Origin of the sequence: Streptomyces sp. NPDC005195, from assembly GCF_040608315.1 — a bacterium.
Lineage (GTDB): Bacteria > Actinomycetota > Actinomycetes > Streptomycetales > Streptomycetaceae > Streptomyces > Streptomyces kaempferi.
This window is the reverse complement of the sequence record NZ_JBEXHZ010000032.1, coordinates 49,376-66,577: the sequence shown is the minus strand read 5'-3', so window position 1 is coordinate 66,577 and position 17,202 is coordinate 49,376. Positions and strand designations below refer to the sequence as shown.

Annotated in this window: 16 protein-coding genes and 2 pseudogenes; 6 read left to right on the top strand and 12 right to left on the bottom strand. The window is 70.4% G+C overall.

What is annotated here, in order from left to right:
• Positions 1–181: 181 nt before the first annotated feature.
• Positions 182–571 (top strand): annotated as a pseudogene (locus ABZV34_RS26755) (GNAT family N-acetyltransferase); the annotation flags it as partial.
• 259 nt (positions 572–830) lie between these two features.
• On the opposite strand, the gene ABZV34_RS26750 reads toward ABZV34_RS26755, so the two are convergent.
• The 3 genes from ABZV34_RS26750 to ABZV34_RS26740 form a co-directional block, all read right to left on the bottom strand.
• Positions 831–1,508 (bottom strand): TrkA family potassium uptake protein, encoded by a 678-nt coding sequence (locus tag ABZV34_RS26750; RefSeq protein WP_148010917.1) that lies wholly within the window; start codon positions 1,506–1,508, stop codon positions 831–833.
• Positions 1,508–2,179 carry a TrkA family potassium uptake protein gene (locus tag ABZV34_RS26745; protein WP_054237133.1) on the bottom strand — a complete coding sequence of 224 codons (672 nt, stop codon included), beginning with the start codon at positions 2,177–2,179 and terminating at the stop codon, positions 1,508–1,510. Before ABZV34_RS26745 ends, ABZV34_RS26750 begins: the two co-directional genes overlap by 1 nt.
• Positions 2,180–2,400: 221 nt before the next feature.
• Positions 2,401–2,679: a hypothetical protein gene (locus ABZV34_RS26740; RefSeq protein WP_356281588.1), complete on the bottom strand. Its 279-nt coding sequence runs from the start codon at positions 2,677–2,679 to the stop codon at positions 2,401–2,403.
• A 554-nt stretch (positions 2,680–3,233) separates the two neighbouring features.
• On the opposite strand from ABZV34_RS26740, the gene ABZV34_RS26735 reads away from it, so the two are divergent.
• Positions 3,234–5,285, top strand: a complete 2,052-nt coding sequence (locus ABZV34_RS26735; protein ID WP_356281585.1) for an APC family permease — start codon at positions 3,234–3,236, stop codon at positions 5,283–5,285.
• Between the two features lie 139 nt (positions 5,286–5,424).
• Positions 5,425–6,753 (top strand): class I SAM-dependent RNA methyltransferase, encoded by a 1,329-nt coding sequence (locus ABZV34_RS26730; RefSeq protein WP_356281583.1) that lies wholly within the window; start codon positions 5,425–5,427, stop codon positions 6,751–6,753.
• A 124-nt stretch (positions 6,754–6,877) separates the two neighbouring features.
• On the opposite strand, the gene ABZV34_RS26725 is transcribed toward ABZV34_RS26730, so the two are convergent.
• The gene (locus ABZV34_RS26725) at positions 6,878–7,045 is read right to left on the bottom strand and encodes a hypothetical protein (protein ID WP_356281580.1); all 168 of its coding nucleotides are present in this window, start codon (positions 7,043–7,045) and stop codon (positions 6,878–6,880) included.
• On the opposite strand from ABZV34_RS26725, the gene ABZV34_RS26720 reads away from it, so the two are divergent.
• From ABZV34_RS26720 to ABZV34_RS26710, 3 genes are all read left to right on the top strand, one after another.
• Entirely contained in the window at positions 7,026–7,778 is a 753-nt protein-coding gene (locus ABZV34_RS26720) for an RHS repeat-associated core domain-containing protein (protein ID WP_356281577.1), read from the top strand. The two genes, ABZV34_RS26725 and ABZV34_RS26720, sit on opposite strands and share 20 nt — an antisense overlap.
• Positions 7,779–8,162: 384 nt before the next feature.
• Complete coding sequence (locus tag ABZV34_RS26715; RefSeq protein WP_356281574.1) at positions 8,163–8,486, top strand: hypothetical protein; 324 nt, start codon at positions 8,163–8,165, stop codon at positions 8,484–8,486.
• Between the two features lie 16 nt (positions 8,487–8,502).
• Complete coding sequence (locus tag ABZV34_RS26710) at positions 8,503–8,847, top strand: hypothetical protein (RefSeq protein ID WP_356281571.1); 345 nt, start codon at positions 8,503–8,505, stop codon at positions 8,845–8,847.
• A gap of 110 nt (positions 8,848–8,957) precedes the next feature.
• Here the strand turns inward: ABZV34_RS26710 and ABZV34_RS26705 are convergent, their stop codons facing one another.
• The 8 genes and pseudogenes from ABZV34_RS26705 to ABZV34_RS26670 form a co-directional block, all read right to left on the bottom strand.
• A complete protein-coding gene (locus ABZV34_RS26705) occupies positions 8,958–9,110 on the bottom strand; it encodes a hypothetical protein (RefSeq protein ID WP_356281568.1) in 153 nt (50 codons plus the stop codon).
• Positions 9,062–9,502, bottom strand: a complete 441-nt coding sequence (locus tag ABZV34_RS26700; protein ID WP_356281565.1) for a zinc-binding dehydrogenase — start codon at positions 9,500–9,502, stop codon at positions 9,062–9,064. Before ABZV34_RS26700 ends, ABZV34_RS26705 begins: the two co-directional genes overlap by 49 nt.
• Before the next feature lie 324 nt (positions 9,503–9,826).
• A complete protein-coding gene (locus ABZV34_RS26695) occupies positions 9,827–10,027 on the bottom strand; it encodes a hypothetical protein (protein ID WP_356281563.1) in 201 nt (66 codons plus the stop codon).
• An 84-nt stretch (positions 10,028–10,111) separates the two neighbouring features.
• The gene (locus ABZV34_RS26690; protein WP_356281560.1) at positions 10,112–10,390 is read right to left on the bottom strand and encodes a hypothetical protein; all 279 of its coding nucleotides are present in this window, start codon (positions 10,388–10,390) and stop codon (positions 10,112–10,114) included.
• A 560-nt stretch (positions 10,391–10,950) separates the two neighbouring features.
• Positions 10,951–11,409, bottom strand: a complete 459-nt coding sequence (locus ABZV34_RS26685) for a hypothetical protein (protein WP_356281610.1) — start codon at positions 11,407–11,409, stop codon at positions 10,951–10,953.
• Between the two features lie 91 nt (positions 11,410–11,500).
• A pseudogene (locus tag ABZV34_RS26680) lies at positions 11,501–11,671 on the bottom strand (T3SS effector HopA1 family protein); the annotation flags it as partial.
• A complete protein-coding gene (locus ABZV34_RS26675; protein WP_356281557.1) occupies positions 11,668–12,426 on the bottom strand; it encodes a hypothetical protein in 759 nt (252 codons plus the stop codon). The gene ABZV34_RS26675 and the pseudogene ABZV34_RS26680, both read right to left, overlap by 4 nt.
• Before the next feature lie 7 nt (positions 12,427–12,433).
• Positions 12,434–17,200 (bottom strand): putative T7SS-secreted protein, encoded by a 4,767-nt coding sequence (locus ABZV34_RS26670; protein ID WP_356281554.1) that lies wholly within the window; start codon positions 17,198–17,200, stop codon positions 12,434–12,436.
• Between the last annotated feature and the right edge of the window lie 2 nt (positions 17,201–17,202).

The following is a 17,202-nucleotide window of genomic DNA, read 5'->3' as shown; positions in this document are numbered from 1 at the left end:
CACCGGAGCCGGGCTCTTGCCGTCCGCACCAGCGCCCGGGCCAGCGGCAGCAGCAGGGGGAACGCGGGCAGCACACTCGTATCCGGGCGCTCCCGTCCCGCACCGGTGCGCCCCGCCGCGTGTCCGACCATCGGGGGAATTCGATGGCCGCGCGGCGGGGCGGGCGTCACAATCGCCGCTCATGGAACCTGTCTCGCTCACCACGGAGCGTCTGCTGATCCGCCCGCACGACGCGCGTGACGAGGACGCGCTCGTCGCCGCCTGTCAGGACCCCGAGATCGCGCGGTGGACGGACTTCCCCACGCCCTACGAGCGCCGGCACGCCGCCTTCTACCTGCGGGCGCTGGTGCCGCGGGGCTGGCGCGACGACTCGATGTACCACTTCGCGGTGGAGCGGCGGGACGAGGGCGACGGCACCCTCGTGGCGTCCGTCAACGTGCACCGGCAGGCCGACATCTGGGGCATCGGGTACTGGACCGTGGCGGAGCACCGGGGCCGGGGCTATGCGACGGAGGCCGTCGCCGCGCTGGCGCGGTGGGCTTTCACCGAGCTGGGCGTGCAGCGTCTGGAGTGGCGGGCGGAGGCGGGCAACCGTGGCTCGTGGGCGGTCGCCCGGAAGGCCGGCTTCGTGTGGGAGGGCGCGCTGCGGGCCGCGCAGACGGGGCGCGACGGTCTGCGGGACACCTGGCTCGGGGCGCTGCTGCCGGCGACCTGGGTCTGCCCTTCGCCCTGCCGTACAGCCCGGCGGCCGACGATCTCCAGAGGTTCTGAGGAGACCGGTGAAGCCTCCGCGGGTGTCCCGCGGAGGCTTCACCGGTCAGGGGTCCGGGCTAGTTCGGCGCGTCCTCGCGGCGGACCGAGAGCAGGTCCTCCAGCTGCTCCTCGCGGGCCTGGGCGGCCACGAAGAGGAGCTCGTCGCCCGCCTCCAGGGAGTCCTCCTGGGAAGGGGTGAGGACCCGGGTGCCGCGGATGATCGTGACCAGGGAGGTGTCCTGGGGCCACTCCACGTCACCCACCTGTGTGCCGGCCAGGGCCGACTCCGGCGGGAGGGTCAGCTCGACCAGGTTCGCGTCACCGTGGCTGAAGCGCAGCAGCCGGACCAGGTCGCCGACGCTCACCGCCTCCTCCACGAGAGCGGACATCAGGCGCGGGGTGGAGACGGCGACGTCGACGCCCCACGCCTCGTTGAACAGCCACTCGTTCTTCGGGTTGTTGACCCGGGCGACGACGCGCGGCACCCCGTACTCGGTCTTGGCGAGCAGCGAGACGACCAGGTTGACCTTGTCGTCACCGGTGGCCGCGATGACCACGTTGCAGCGCTGCAGTGCCGCCTCGTCCAGGGACGTGATCTCACAGGCGTCGGCGAGCAGCCACTCCGCCTGTGGGACGCGCTCGACCGAGATGGCGGTCGGCGCCTTGTCGATCAGCAGGATCTCGTGGCCGTTCTCCAGGAGCTCGCCCGCGATCGAGCGGCCCACGGCGCCGGCGCCGGCAATGGCGACCCTCATCAGTGACCGCTCTCCTCTTCGGGGCCCTCGGCGAACGAGGCCTCGACCTTTTCGACGTCGTCCGTGCGCATCATCACGTGCACGAGGTCGCCCTCCTGCAGCACTGTCTGCGAGGTGGGCAGAATCGCCTCGCCCAGCCGGGTCAGGAAGGCCACCCGCACGCCGGTCTCGTCCTGGAGACGGCTGATCTTGTGGCCGACCCAGGCGGCGGAGGCGTGCACCTCGGCGAGCTGCACCCCACCGGTGGGATCGCGCCACAGCGGTTCGGCGCCCGACGGCAGCAGGCGGCGCAGCATCTGGTCGGCCGTCCAGCGGACGGTGGCGACGGTCGGGATGCCCAGGCGCTGGTAGACCTCGGCGCGGCGCGGGTCGTAGATGCGTGCCGCTACGTTCTCGATGCCGAACATCTCCCGGGCGACCCGGGCGGCGATGATGTTCGAGTTGTCCCCGCTGGACACGGCGGCGAAGGCGCCGGCCTCCTCGATGCCCGCCTCGCGCAGGGTGTCCTGGTCGAAGCCGACTCCGGTGACACGGCGGCCGCCGAAACCGGAGCCGAGCCGTCGGAAGGCGGTGGGGTCCTGGTCGATCACCGCGACCGTGTGCCCCTGTTGCTCCAGGGTCTGGGCGAGAGCGGAACCCACTCTGCCGCAGCCCATGATGACGATGTGCACCTAGCCCAACCCCGCAGTCCTGGTCATCCCGCTGACCTGCGAAAACACCCTGCTCACTCTTCTCTGTCAGTCTGCCGGGCCCTCACGAGGCAACGGCATGCGGCGTTGCCGGGAACGAGCTTAAGGCGCAACCGCGGTCTTGCCCTCATCGATGCGGGTATCCACTGCCCCGATCCCGGCCGGGGTCCCGCCGGCGTACGTCGCGGGGTCTTCCCGGGGCCCTACGCGCCGGGGTGCGCCGGGCGGGGCGGCAGACCTGGGGGCACCACCCAGGCCATGGGGGAGCGTGCCGGTGCCGAGGCCACGGAGGTCGCCGGGGTCGCCGAGGTCACGGAGGTCACCGAAGCCGCGGATACCGCCGGGGCGGCGAGGGTCGTCGGGCCGGCCGGGGTGGCTGGGACGGCCGGGGCGAGCGGGGCTGTCGCGGTCGGCGGGGCTGTCGGGGCGCCCTGGCGCCGGTCGCCGGTCGTCTCGGCCGGGGCGTTGTCGGGAGCGTCCATACCCCGGACAACGACCTGAACCGGCCAAGGGAACGGAGCTCCTGCCGTGGGGCGAGGACGCGCGGGAGGAACGCGGGCGGGACGCGGGAGGAACGCGGGCGGGGCGCGAGCGGGGCGCGAGCGGGGCGCGGGCGGGAAAGGAACAAGGGGAACGGAGGGCGCCGGAAGGAAGGGAGGGGCCGGGAAACCGAGCAGGGTCGGGTCACACTTCGGGAAAGTCCGGGAAAAGAGACGAGAACCACACTGTGAACGGAATCCGTCCCTCCGCTCACCCCGTTCAGCGCCGGCTGATGCTGCGCACGCTGACCAGGGTCAGGATTCCGAGGCCGACGAGTCCTGCGGCGGCGCCGATGAGCTGCGCGGTCGCGTGCATGGGACCTCCATAACTGGACAAAAAGGGAACTTCGTCATATAGGCATGCGACTCTCGGATGTGCGGAATCCGCAACGGGACCCGTCCCCGTTTTCACTCGGAGAGCAGATGGCGAGGGGAAGCTGAGGTGATGCGGGACGGCGGGTGGGCGACCCCCCGTTCGAACGCTTACGATCCTCTGCGTGTCCAAACTGACCGACGTGCCCAAACGGATCCTGATCGGGCGCGCACTGCGCAGTGATCGGCTCGGAGAGACGCTCCTGCCGAAGCGCATCGCACTCCCCGTCTTCGCTTCCGACCCGCTCTCCTCCGTGGCGTACGCCCCCGGAGAAGTGCTCCTGGTCCTTTCCATCGCGGGCGTGTCGGCCTACCACTTCAGCCCCTGGATCGCGGTCGCGGTCGTCGTGCTGATGTTCACGGTCGTGGCGTCGTACCGCCAGAACGTGCACGCGTACCCCAGCGGCGGTGGCGACTACGAGGTGGCCAACACCAACCTCGGCCCCCGGGCCGGCCTCACCGTCGCCAGCGCGCTCCTCGTCGACTACGTGCTCACCGTCGCCGTGTCGATCGCGTCCGGCATCGAGAACCTCGGCTCCGCCATCCCCTTCGTCGTCGAGCACAAGGTGCTCTGCGCCGTCGTCGTCATCGTGCTGCTCACCCTGATGAACCTGCGCGGGGTCAAGGAGTCCGGGAAGCTCTTCGCGATCCCGACGTACGTCTTCGTGGCGGGCGTCTTCATCATGATCGCGTGGGGCGCCTTCCGCGGGCTCGTCCTGAACGACACCATGCGCGCGCCGACCTCCGACTACCACATCAAGGCCGAGCACCAGGGTCTCGCGGGCTTCGCGCTCGTCTTCCTGCTGCTGCGCGCCTTCTCCTCCGGCTGCGCCGCGCTGACCGGCGTCGAGGCCATCTCCAACGGCGTCCCGGCCTTCCGCAAGCCCAAGTCCAAGAACGCCGCGTCCACGCTGGCCGCGATGGGCCTGCTCGCCGTCACCATGTTCTGCGGGATCATCGCGCTGGCCATGACGACCAAGGTCCGGATGGCCGAGAACCCGGCCTCCGACCTGATTCACAACGGCGTCCCGATCGGCTCCGGCTACGTCCAGAACCCGGTGATCTCCCAGGTGGCCGAGGCCGTCTTCGGCAAGGGCAGCTTCCTGTTCATCGTGCTCGCCGCGGCCACCGCGCTGGTCCTGTTCCTCGCGGCGAACACCGCGTACAACGGATTCCCGCTGCTCGGCTCGATCCTCGCCCAGGACCGTTACCTCCCGCGCCAGCTGCACACCCGCGGCGACCGCCTCGCCTTCTCCAACGGCATCGTGCTGCTCTCGGGCGCGGCGACCCTGCTGGTGGTCATCTACGGCGCGGACTCGACGCGGCTCATCCAGCTCTACATCGTCGGCGTCTTCGTCTCCTTCACGCTCAGCCAGACCGGCATGGTCCGGCACTGGAACCGCCATCTGCGCACCGAGAAGGACCCGGCCAAGCGCAGCCACATGATCCGCTCCCGGGCCATCAACACCTTCGGGGCGTTCTTCACCGGCCTGGTGCTCGTCGTCGTCCTGGTCACCAAGTTCACGCACGGCGCCTGGGTCGCCCTGCTCGGCATGATGATCTTCTACGCGACGATGAGCGCGATCCGTAAGCACTACGACCGGGTCGCCGAGGAGATCGCCGCCCCCGAGGGCCCCTCCGACGACAGCGTGCGCCCTTCCCGCGTCCACTCCGTCGTCCTGATCTCCAAGATCCACCGCCCGACCCTGCGCGCCCTCGCCTACGCCAAGCTGATGCGCTCGGACACCCTCGAAGCGCTCAGCGTCAACGTCGACCCGGCCGAGACGAAGGCCCTGCGCGAGGAGTGGGAGCGGCGCGGCATCACGGTACCGCTGAAGGTCCTCGACTCCCCGTACCGCGAGATCACCCGGCCGGTCATCGAGTACGTGAAGGGCCTGCGCAGGGAATCGCCGCGCGACGTGGTCTCCGTCATCATCCCCGAGTACGTGGTCGGCCACTGGTACGAGCACCTGCTGCACAACCAGAGCGCGCTGCGCCTCAAGGGCCGGCTGCTGTTCACGCCCGGTGTGATGGTGACCTCCGTGCCCTATCAGCTGGAGTCCTCCGAGGCCGCGAAGCAGCGGGCCCGCAGGCGCCAGGACTGGAACGCGCCGGGCGCGGTGCGCCGGGGGCCTGCGGAGGAGCGGCCGAAGGAGTCCAGCACTCCCAAGGGCTGACGCACTCGTGTCGAACGGCCGGGCACGGTCCACGTAGACTGGTGGGCTGTTGTCCGGCCGTTCCCGTCCGCGGGGGTGGCCGAGACCCCCGATCCTGTCCCCCGTGTCACCCCCCTTTCGCACCTGGAGTCACCCCACCATGCAGGCAGAACCGAAGAAGTCGCTGGTGGGGGACGAGTACGAGGTGGAGATCGGTCCCGTCGCGCACGGCGGGCACTGCATCGCCCGTACGACCGAGGGCCAGGTTCTCTTCGTCCGGCACGCCCTGCCCGGTGAGCGTGTCGTCGCACGCGTGACGGAGGGTGAGGAGGGCGCGCGCTTCCTGCGTGCCGACGCCGTCGAGATCCTGGACCCCTCGAAGGACCGCGTCGAGGCGCCCTGCCCGTACGCCGGTCCCGGCCGCTGCGGAGGCTGCGACTGGCAGCACGCCAAGCCGGGCGCGCAGCGCCGCCTCAAGGGCGAGGTCGTCGCCGAGCAGCTGCAGCGTCTCGCGGGGCTCACCCCCGAAGAGGCCGGCTGGGACGGCACCGTGATGCCCGCGGAGGGCGACAAGCTGCCCGCCGGCGAGGTCCCGGCCTGGCGCACCCGTCTCCAGTACGCCGTCGACGCCGACGGCAACGCCGGACTGCGCCGGCACCGCTCGCACGAGGTCGAGCCCATCGAGCGCTGCATGATCGCCGCCGAGGGCGTCACCGAACTCGGCATCGAGGAGCGCGACTGGTCCGGCATGGTGTCCGTCGACGTGATCGCCGCGACGGGATCCCAGGACCGCATGGTCATCCTGGAGCCGCAGCCGGGCGCCCGGCTGCCCCTCGTAGAACTGGACAAGCCGGTCTCCGTGATGCGGGTCGCCGAGCAGGACGGCGGCATCCACCGCGTCCACGGCCGCGCGTTCGTGCGCGAGCGGGCCGACGGCCGCACCTACCGCGTCGGCAGCGGCGGTTTCTGGCAGGTCCACCCCATGGCCGCCGACACCCTCGTCAAGGCCGTCATGCAGGGCCTGCTGCCGCGCAAGGGCGACATGGCCCTCGACCTGTACTGCGGCGTCGGCCTCTTCGCCGGCGCCCTCGCCGACCGCCTCGGCGACAAGGGCGCGGTCCTCGGCATGGAGTCCGGCAAGCGCGCGGTCGAGGACGCCCGCCACAACCTCGCCGCCTTCGACCGCGTCCGGATCGAACAGGGCAAGGTCGAGACGGACCTCCCGCGCACCGGCATCACCGAGGTCGACCTCATCGTCCTCGACCCGCCCCGCGCGGGCGCCGGCAAGAAGACGGTGGAGCACCTGGCGTCCCTGGGCGCCCGAAAGATCGCGTACGTGGCCTGCGACCCTGCGGCACTGGCCCGCGACATCGCGTACTTCCGTGACGGGGGGTACAAGGTGCGGACGCTGAGGGCGTTCGATTTGTTCCCGATGACGCATCATGTGGAGTGCGTGGCGATCCTTGAACCGGTGAAGAAGGACGACTGAGCTGTGGGTTCGGGGGGTGCGCATTATGTGCGGTGTGGGCGTTACGGGCGGAATCTTGACGCTGGCATGATGCTCGCCGAGGTGTCTTGACGCTCATTTGACGCTCGTTCTGATGGGGCATCACCTAGTTGATCGTCCAGGTCATGCTCTGGCCGTGACCGCTTACGGGAGTGCGGGTGAGGAGGTTGCCCGCGGTGTCGTAGACGAAGTGCGTCGGGTCGGCGCCTCCGGTGGTGTCGGTCAGGGGCCTGACCTGGGACGACGAGGGCCACTTGGCCGAGGTCGACACCACCGGACCGGCTCCGACGGCCACCAAGTACCTGTGCGACGCCGGGGGCAACCAGCTCATCCGGCGCGACCCGACCCAGACCACCCTGTTCGCCGGTGACACCGAGATCGTCGTCAATACGGCCGTCACCTCGAACGTCGTCCTCGGCGCGGTCCGCAGCCACACCCACGGCGGTGGCAGCAGCCTGCCCGTCGCCGTGCGCTCCAGCCTGTCGGGCGGCGGAGTGAAGTACCTGTTCACCGACGACCACGGCACGGCGACCCTGGCCATGGACGTCACCACCCAGCAGGTCGCCCGCAAGCAGTACACGCCATTCGGCCAGACACGGGCCGGCGCCAACAGCACCAGTTGGCCCGATCCCACCCGCTCGTTCCTGGGCAAGCCGCAGGACACGAGCACCGGCTACACGGACGTCGGCGCCCGCAAGTACGACTCCGCGCTGGGCCGCTTCATCAGCGCCGACCCGGTCTTCGAAGCCAACAGCCCCCAGGACTGGGCGGTTACACCTACGCCGCGGACAACCCGGTCGCCAACAGCGACCCGACCGGCCTCGAAGTCGGCTCCAAGCCCAACTCCTGCCAGTACGACATCAAGTACTGCACCCCCCAGGAGCGCGGCGACCCGCCGTACCTCCCCGGCAGCGGTTCCCACGGCGGCGGCTGCTACTTCGTCCTGCTCGATCCGTGCGGCGGTGGCGGCCAGAGTGGATCGGGCGGCGGTACCGCGACGTCGGTGATCGTCAACGGCACGGTCGCCGGTGTCCATGCCGGCACCAACCTGGTCAAGATGCTGTCCAACACGGAGCGCAACGCGGCCTTCCTGCGCGGCTGGGCCAAGTCCATGGGGTGGTCCGAGAAGCCGAACAGCCCTGTCGAGAAGTGGGGTTACATCGACGCCGACGCTACCTTCGTCTGGATGCTCCAACTGAAGTTCCAGGCGAGCACCAGACCGGGCATACAGGCCGGGAGCCAACAGCCCCGCATCACGGCCCGGCTCCTCCAGAGCGGCAACTACAGGTTCACCAATCCGTTCACGAATCAGGTGGGAACCAGGAACGACTCACTCCTCGGCTCCTCCGACCCCAACGCGAACCTCTCGCACATCACTCGACGAGCCATGGGTGAAACCGGGCAGCATCGACCTGCTGAAGAGCGGGGTGAAGGTCGGCGGCAGGCTGATGCTCGGGGCGGCGGTGGCGGACGACGCCTACGACGTGGCCTCGGCGCCGAGCGACCAGAAGGTCAGCACGGCGACGCGTGACGCGGCGGGCCTGGCCGGCGGTCTGGCCGGAGCGGCCTACGGAGCCGAGACCGGGGCGTCCATCGGCTTCGCCTTCGGACCCGTCGGCAGCGCGGTCGGCGGTGTAGTCGGCGGCATCACGGGCGGCATCATAGGCAGCGGCGTCGGTGAGAGCATCGCCGACGGCATCAAAGATCTTTTCTGAGAGGAGGGGTTAGCTGATGACGACCACGTCACCGTCCGACGACCCTGTGGCGGTCCAGTTGCTCGCGATCATCAACGACCCCACGGCGCCCGAGGGGGACCAGCTCGACGCGGCCCTGGACTTGGAGGACCACTCCGGCGCCTGGTTCGAGCAGGAGATCTTCGAGATCCTGCGGCGCGAGGATTTCAGCAGCGTGATGGCCCAGATGTGCGCGGCGGCGCTCGCGGGTATCTGGGCCCGGGAGGGCCGGATCGACGAAGCGTTCTTCCCGGAGCTGCGGGGGCAGGCGCTTCGGGAGGTGCTGAGCGTCTTCAGAGACCGCGCACCGCACCTGATCCCCGAGGGGATGCAGGAGGGCTGACACGCCTGCCCGCGGCGGCCCCACCGGTTCTCCCGGTGGGGCCGCCGCTCGTCCGGTCCGCGAACGGGCGAGGCCGTGCCGCTGTCATCCGCCGGGACGGGGCGGGCGCGTCATGGCTTCGGGTCGGCGAAGGCCGAGCCGTCGACCACGAACCGGTACTGGACGTCCGAGGCGTGGATGCGCTCGTGGACAGTGTTGATGTCCTGGGCGCCGATCAGCTCGATGTCGGCCGTGACCTGGTGCTCGGCGGCGAAGTCGAGCACCTCCTGGTCTCGGCGATGCCGCCGAACGGCGACCCCACATAGGAGCGGCCGTTCTGGCAGAGCGTGAAGACGTCCACGGGCATCGGCTCGGTCGTCACGCCGACGTTCACCATGGTGCCGTGCAGGCGCAGCATGCTGAGGTAGTCGGGCAGGGACACCGGGGCGCTGACGGTGTTGAGGATGAGGTCGAAGGTGTTGGCCAGCTCGGTGAACGCGCTGCCGTCGCCGGTCACGGCGTAGTGGTCGGCGCCGAGGGCCGCGACGGCCTCGCGCTTGCTCGCCGACTGGGACAGCAAGGTCACGTCGGCACCCATGGCCTTGGCCATCTTCACGCCGAGGTGGCCGAGGCCGCCGATCGCGACCTTGGTGCCGGGACCAGAGGATTGGGACAACGTCTCCCGTGCCGGTCGATCCCCCCGCCGGGCGCTGTTGCCCGGCGGGGAACGCGCCTCTTGCAGCGGATCCGTCGGCGTCCGAACGCTGCTCGGCGTGACGCTCGTTTGACGCTCCACGCGTCCGATCGCACGGCGAGCGCCGTAAAATCGGCTTTGACCTGCGATTTTACCGGGCTTTCTCTAGGTGACGTGTTTCCGATGACGCATCACGTGGATTGCGTGGCGATTCTGGAGCCGGTGAAAAGGGATGACTGAACTTTCCCCGTGATGCTGGAGACTCTCTGCCTGCGCTGCGAGGGCTTGTCCTTGCCCGTGTCGCTGTCAGGTCTCCAGTGGGTTGAGGTAGCCCCAGACCGGATGCCTGCGCAGGCGCTGGTGGTGATAGAAGGTCTCGATGAACGCGAAGATCTCCGAGGAGGCGCTGGCCCGGTCCGGCCATTGACGGGTGCCGATCTCCTCTTTGAGTGCGGCGAGGAAGGACTCGGCGGCGGCGTCGTCGAAGCACGAGCCGGTGCGACCCATGCTCTGCCGCAGTCCCAACCGGCTTATCGCGCGCTGGAGTTCGTCGGACGTGTATTCGCAGCCGCGGACCGCATGCGCGATGCGTCACGGCTGGAGCCGACCGCGTCCGGCAGCCATCCGCAATGCGACCACGACCAGGGAGGCACGGTGCTGGTCGGCCATCGAGTAGCCGACGATCTCGCGGGTTGCGAGGTTCAGCCAGGATCTCGTGCCAGGGCGTCGTCGGCGGCCTCCCTCGCCGTGCGCGCCTTCTCGTCGGCCGGCCATGTGTAGAAGGAGGAGCGCCACCTTCAGCAGCCGGCACAGCAGAGCAACGCTGTGGGTGGTCTTCTCCGCCTCGATGAACGCGTACACCTCGCTCATCGATCGCTCTCCCTGGCGAAGAAGACCGCTGCTTTTCGCAGCACCTCGAGCGTCTCGGCCTGCTCACGGTTCTGCTGCCGCAGCCGAAGCAGGTCCTCCCGCTCCGCGCTCGTCAGCTCGCCCGGTGCCCCTTGCCCGCGGTCGATCGTGTCCTGCTTGACCCAGCTCCGCAGGCCCCCGCGCTGACCCCGATCTCCCGGGCCACCTCGGTGACGGTCCTGCCGGAGGACCGGACCAGCGCGACCCGGCGCGCTTGAACTCCCCCGTATACCGCCTGCTGCGGTTGCTCTTGCTTCCCACCTGGCACTACTTCCTCTGGAACCTCACGTCCCAGTCGCCGGGTGTCCACCATCAAGGGGAAAGTTTCATGGCTGACCTGCGGTTACTCATCAGGTGTCACCGTGTGGGGCCGTGATGGTCGGTCCCAGCCGGTGACCGTGTGGGGACCCGCGTCTTTGAGTTGTAGCCGCCCGCTGAGGCAGGTACCGAGCCGCAGCGCGGAAGGACTGAAGTTGCGGTGCCTCGAAGCTCACTCACTCAGCGCGGGTCGGCCTCGCCCGTCAGCGTCCGCGGGGGCGCCGCGAGACCACCTGGGGGAGGCTGCCGGCCTTCCAGTAACCGTCGAGGACCTTGAGCAGGCGTCCGGGGTCGCGGAAGACCTCGGCGATCCGGTCGCCGTATTCGTCGAGGAGCGGGTCGCTTTCGACCATCTTGCGGCCGGCGCCTGTGAAGGACGACGAGTAGGCGTGGCAATTGCCGCACCACAGGTAGTTGATCCATGACGGAGTGGTTCGGCCATATGTCTCGTGGTGGTAGTTCCGCAGCGCGATGTGTCCGCAGAGCGGGCACATCCGTTCGTTCAGGGGCAGGTGCAGTTGGGCGCCGAGTGCCTCACGGTGATCGTGGTCGTACTTGCGGATCATGGGATCGGCCTTTTGCTCGGTGCCGGTGTCGCCGTAGTTGGCCATGCGATGGTGGTGGTAGGTCTCGTGGAAGAACGTCTCCATGGCCTCCTGCATGTCTCGCAGGCCCTTGTTCGAGATCTGGATGATCGGCAGTCCGTTCCGGCCCAGGTGGGGATATTGCGTCGCCCAGTCCGGGCAGGCCCCGGACGGACGCGGGGATGTCGGCGGCCGCGTGCCAGACGTCGGAGCCGAGGTACACCACCAGCGCGTCACGGCGCGGAAAGTGCTTCAGTGACGAGGTGACCTTGGCCCGGTACCGCAGCCGCAGCGCCGCCAGGCGTGACAGCGCCCTGGCATTCCGCGCTGACGCCGTCACCCGCCCCCGTAGGTCTCGACCAAGTTCGAGATGAGCGCGAGCAAGGTGTCCGCGCGATGACGGTCCTCGCGCTGGGCGCGCAGGGCCTCGTCGGTCGCCCGGAGTCGGGCCAGGGCCGTCGGGTCGCCGTCTTCCACGTCGTAGATCAGCGGCTGGGTGATCAGGTCCAGGCAGTCGGTGAGCAGGCGGCGGGTGGCGTCGGTCGGTGGGGTGGGGTCGGGGTCGGTGTACGCCGTGGTCAGGTAGCGTGCGGGGTCCGTGAGGCTCCAGCCGACGACGGTGCCGTGCTGGACCAGGAGCGCGACGTCGGGGGCGATGCCGACGCGGGCATCCAACGGCGCGTCGAGGACGGCGAGGTCCCGCAGAGAGGTCAGTACGGTGTCTCCGGGGGCGCGGCACAGGACCGCGCACATCTCGTGCCGGAAGTTCTCGGCCTCGACCGCGTGCAGTCCGCCCGAGCGCACCGCCGGGGTGAGCGGGAGGCGGGCCGCGTCCTCGGCCGAGGAGGAGTCCTCCGGCAACTGGAACTCGACCCCGACCAGTTGGCGGCCGGCCGGGTCGAAGCGGAAGACGTCGGGCGCGTCCCACAGGCGGTGCTGGCTGCCGAAGGTGTCCAGGACGAACCGCCCACGTTCCTTCGCATCCGCGTAGCGCACAACGCGTACAGAGTCGCCGTCGAAGCGGGGGGTGATGTGCAGCGGATCGTCCGTCACCATGGCGTGCCAGCCGCCGTCGAAGGACAGTTTCATGGTCATCCTTGCCTCATCTGATCCGCACCGCGGGGGCCAGGTTGCCGCCCTTACCGGGAATTCTGCCCTCCACGATGTCCTCGTGCGTCACCGGTGGCCCGGGGTCGGTGGGGCTGCCGCCCAGCGCCTGCGCTCCGGAGTCGCCCTTGACACCCGACGGGCCGTACGCCGTGATGGCCTGGCCCTGGGTGTTGCCGGGGCCATCGGTCACGACGATGTCCTCGCCCTGCCGGAACGTGAGCCTTCCGGCCGTACCCGTCGACTGGTACACCGCGTCCGGGTTCTTCAGGATCTCCAGAACCCGTTCGTCGCTCATACCGTGCATGGAGGCCCCGTGGTAGTCGTTGTGCTTCTTGAACCCGCCGTCCTGTGCCCTCTCGATGACGTTGTCCACGATCTTGTCGACCCGTTTTTTGGCCCTTTCCTCTTTCGTGTAGTTCGGCATCAGCCCCAGCGGGTCGCACCCCGTGAGCGGGTTGTCCACGTAGCCGACGGGGTTCGGCGCGGGAGCGAGGCCGAGGGGGTCCGGGGAGGTGTAGCGCCCGGTCTGCGGGTCGTAGTGCCGGAAGAGGTTGTAGTGGAGGCCGGTCTCGGCGTCGTAGTACTGGCCGGGGAAGCGGAGAGGGGTGTACGTGACTCCGTCGCGGGCCCACGCGGTGGCACCCCACAGCGTGGACCGGGAGCGCCACGCGATGCCGCCGGACTCGTCGATCAGCTCGGTGGGGGTGCCGACGAGGTCCGTGGCGATGGCGAAGAAGCGGCGGTCGATCTCGCGCTGCCGGTCGTCGGCGGTGAGGATGCGCTCGGTCTGCGCCAGGGGGATGTGGCCGCGGTGGTCCCAGGTGAGGGCCACCGCGTTCGGCCGGTCCGGTCCCTGACTGGTCTGTTCGCACAGGGTCAGGCCGTCCCAGGTGAAGCGGGTCTCCTCGGCCACGCTCGTGCCGTCCGCCGCCAGGCGCTGCTTCGCCGTACGACGGCCCAGCGGGTCGTAGCGGTACCTCCACCGGGTCCCGTCGGGGGTGGTGACGGAGGTGAGGCGGTTCTCCGTGTCCCACGCGTAGCGCCAGGTGTCGGGCCTGCGGGACAGACGGGTCTTCTGGCGCAGGGTGACGCGGCCGAGGGCGTCGTACTCGAAGCGGACGTCTCCGGCGCGGGTGACACGGGTGCCGTCGTACGAGCGGGGGCCGGCCGACTCGCCGCCGGGGTGGCCGGCGGGCCAGGAGGCGGACGTCTGGTTGCCCGTGTCGTCGTACGCGTACCGCTCCGTCCAGGCCGGGGCGTGGACGGCGGTGACCCGGCCCATCGGATCCAGGTCGAACGTGCGGGTCCCGGAGAGCCGGTCGGCGACGGAGAGCAGGTGTCCGTCGGCGCGGTAGGCGTACGCACGGCTGTTGACGGCGCGGGCTCCGGCGGTGAAGTGCTGCGTGGCGAGCCGGCCGCCCTCGTCCCAGGCCGACGTCACGGTGAGCGCGTCCCCGAAGACACGGGCCAGTTCGCGGCCGGCGGCGTCGTGGGTGAAGGTGATGTGCCGTCCGCCCGTGTCCAGTCGGGCGGGCAGGCCGTCGGAGTCGTAGGCGTAGGACGTGACATGGCCGGTGGGCGTGGTCCGGCGGACGCGCCGGCCCTGGGCGTCGTAGGAGTAGAGCATCGGACGGCCGTCCACCAGTTCCGTCTTGACGCGCCCGTCGCGGTCGTACTGGTACCGCAGTTCGCTGTCCGGTCCCACCGCCGCAAGGAGGCGGCCCGCCCGGTCGTACGCGTAGGTCGTCACCCGGCCGTCGACGGTCTTTGCGAGCACCTGACCGAGTGGGTCGCGCTCGAAGGAGATGGTGCCGCCGAGGACGTCGGTCCTGGCGGTGAGGCGGTCGGCGGCGTCCACCCGGTAGGTCAGGGTGCGCCCGTCGAAGTCGGTCTCGGAGACGATGTTGCCGACCGCGTCGTACGCGTACGTCCAGCTCGGGCCCCGCGGGCCGGTGACCCGGGTGAGGCGGAGGTCGGCGTCGTGCTCGAACTCGTAACGGCCGCCGTCGGGACGGGTGGTGGCGAGCGGAAGGTCGAAGTGGGTGTATTCGTAGCGTGTGTCGGCTCCGACGGCGTCGGTGTGGGCCGTGCAGTTGCCCTCGCCGTCGTAGGTCCATGACTCGCTCGCACCGTCCGGGCCGGTGCGGCGGGCGAGCCGGCCGTCCGCGTTCCACTCAAGGCGGGTGACGCCACCCGTTCGGTCGGTCGTACGGACCGGGCGGCCGAGCCCGTCCCGCTCGGTGCGGGTGGTGGCGCCGGACGGATCGGTCACCGCCACGGTCCGTCCCGCCGCGTCGCACGTGACGCGCGTCGTGTTCCCGAGGGTGTCGGTGACCGCGGTGAGTCGTCCGGCGCCGTCGTAGGACATGCGGGTGGTGTGTCCGGCCGGATCGGTGAGCGACGTGCGGTTGCCGAGTTCGTCGTAGGTGTGGGCAGTGCGGGCGCCGTCCGGTCCGACGACCTCCACCGGTAGCCCGAACGGGCCGCGTACGAGGCGCAGTTCGGTGCCGTCCGGCCGGGTGACGGAGACCGGCCGGCCGTCCTCGTCGTACCCGAAGGCGGTGGTGACGCCCAACGGGTCGGTGCGGGACAGCAGTTCACCGCCGGCGCTGTAGCGGAACCGGGTCGTGCGGCCGAGCGCGTCGGTGGTGGCCAGGACGCGGCAGCCGGGGCCGATCAGGTGGCGGGTGGCCCGGCCGTCGGCGGTGGTCAGCACGGTCGTCCGGTGTCCGGTCGCGGCGTCCGGTCCGGTGTAGGCCAGGGTGATCTGGACGTGGCCGGCCTCGCCGCCCTCGGCGACGACGCGGTCGTGGTCGTCGTAGACGTAGTCGTAGCGGTGGCCGTTGGAGTCGGTCCAGGCGATGACGCGGCGGCGGTCGTCGTAGAGGAACGTGGTGACGGCGCCGGAAGGCCTGGTGACAGTGGTGAGGTTGCCGTCCTCGTAGCCGTAGCCCAGCACTGGCAGGTCCGCGCCGTTCTCGCCCGCGCCGGCCAGGGACAGGGCGGTGACCCGCCCGTCGGCGGCGGACAGCCGCAGCTGGTGGCCCGCCGAGTGGACGAGGGCCAGCGGCAGGCCGTCCTCGGCGCGGTCCACCGTGACGGTGTGGCCGCCCCGTTCGGTGATGCCGGACAGCCAGGCCGTACCGTCGCCGCCCGGCTCACCGCCGGGCGGGGCGCTGAAGTGCCGGGTCGGACCGGCGTCGGGGGCGGCGATCGTGTAGTCGCCGTCGGCGTCGCGGGACAGGAGCGTACGGAAGCGGCCCGAACGCGGCCGGGTGGGCAGGCCGGGGACCGGATGCGGGTACGGGACGAGCAGCCCGTCGGCGGTGACGTGGAGGACACCGATCGCGTCGACCTCGAGGCGCTCGTCGACGGTGGACGACCAGGCGGCACCCAGGAAGCGGCCGGTCGCGCAGCCGGACTCGGCGCGGCGGGTGAAGACCAGCGGCAGGATGCCGGGTATCTCGAGGTCGGTCTGGGGCAGGAACATCCGGCCCGAGGCGAGGTCCACCGGGTCGGTGCCGTCGGTGGGGCGCTCGCCGTCCGGCCGGTGGTGGGTCCCGTCCGGGGCGTCGTCGACCAGCCTGCGCAGCCGCGCGGCCTCCGCGGCGTCCTCGGCGACGCGCGCGCCCTTCACCGCGGCTCCGCCGCCGTCGGTGGCCACGGTCAGCACGATGTCGGGTATCAGCCGGCCGAAACCCTCGGCCGGGTCCTTCATGAAGTCCTTGACCATCTGGGTGCCGGTGCCGACCGGGTCGTTGGCGGCGACGACCAGACCGGCGGCGAGACTGTTCAGGGACGTGAGGTACTCGGCCGGGTGCGTGAGGTTGTACGGATCCATCGGGTCGACGCTGCGGACGAAGTTCAGCAGCCCCGCCGTGCCCTTGACGAGACCGCCGCCGACGTGGTCGCTCATGATCTGCAGCTCTTGGAGCCCGTCGCTCGCCTGCTGGGCGTAGGACGGCTTCTGCGGGGCCATGTCGCGGGCGGCGCGGACCGCCGAACGCGCGGTCTCCGCCGCCGAGTTCCGCTGCTTGCGGGCCTCGGCGAGGATGTCCTGGGCGTCCGTCATGAGCTTCTTGCCGGGGTCGTCGAACGTCGTCGCCGGCCTGGGCGGGAGCGAGGCCGGGTCGCGCTTGTCCGCGGGCTGGGCGTTGTAGCGGTCGACGGCGCCGTTGTAGTCGTCGACCTTCTTCCGGTGGGCGTCGGCCGCGTCCTCGGACGCCTTGACGCCCTCCTTCCACTTGTCGATCGCCGCCTGGGCCTGTCCCTGCGCCCAGGTGACGGTGCCGGCGAACGCGTCGAGCGCGCCGATCGCCTTCACACAGGCTTCGCCGGCGGCGTACCACCTGCGCGGCTGGGTCGCCACGGCGGTGCGCAGCGCTTCGGCCGTCTCCCCCTTGAGCCGGGACGAGTCGAGGCCCCGGAGACCGTCGCCGGTGCCGTCGAAGGACGACTCGAAGGCGCGGAGCTTCTCGGCCGTGGAGTTGATCTTTCCCGGACTGCCGTAGATCAGCTTGGTCTTGTCCTCGGTCTGCCCGAGGTCCATCTCGTCGACCTCGGCGCCCATCCGGTTGGCGACCGAACGGGACTGCTCGCGTACCCAGTCCGCGCCGGACTCCCAGCCGACGTCGTCCAGCCGGTCGGCGGTCCAGTTTCCCGCGTCCTCGACCCGGTTGCCCGCCCACTCGACACCGTCCTCGACCGCGTTCTCGACCGAGTCGGGCGTGATGTCACTGATGAAGTCGCCTATGCCCACGA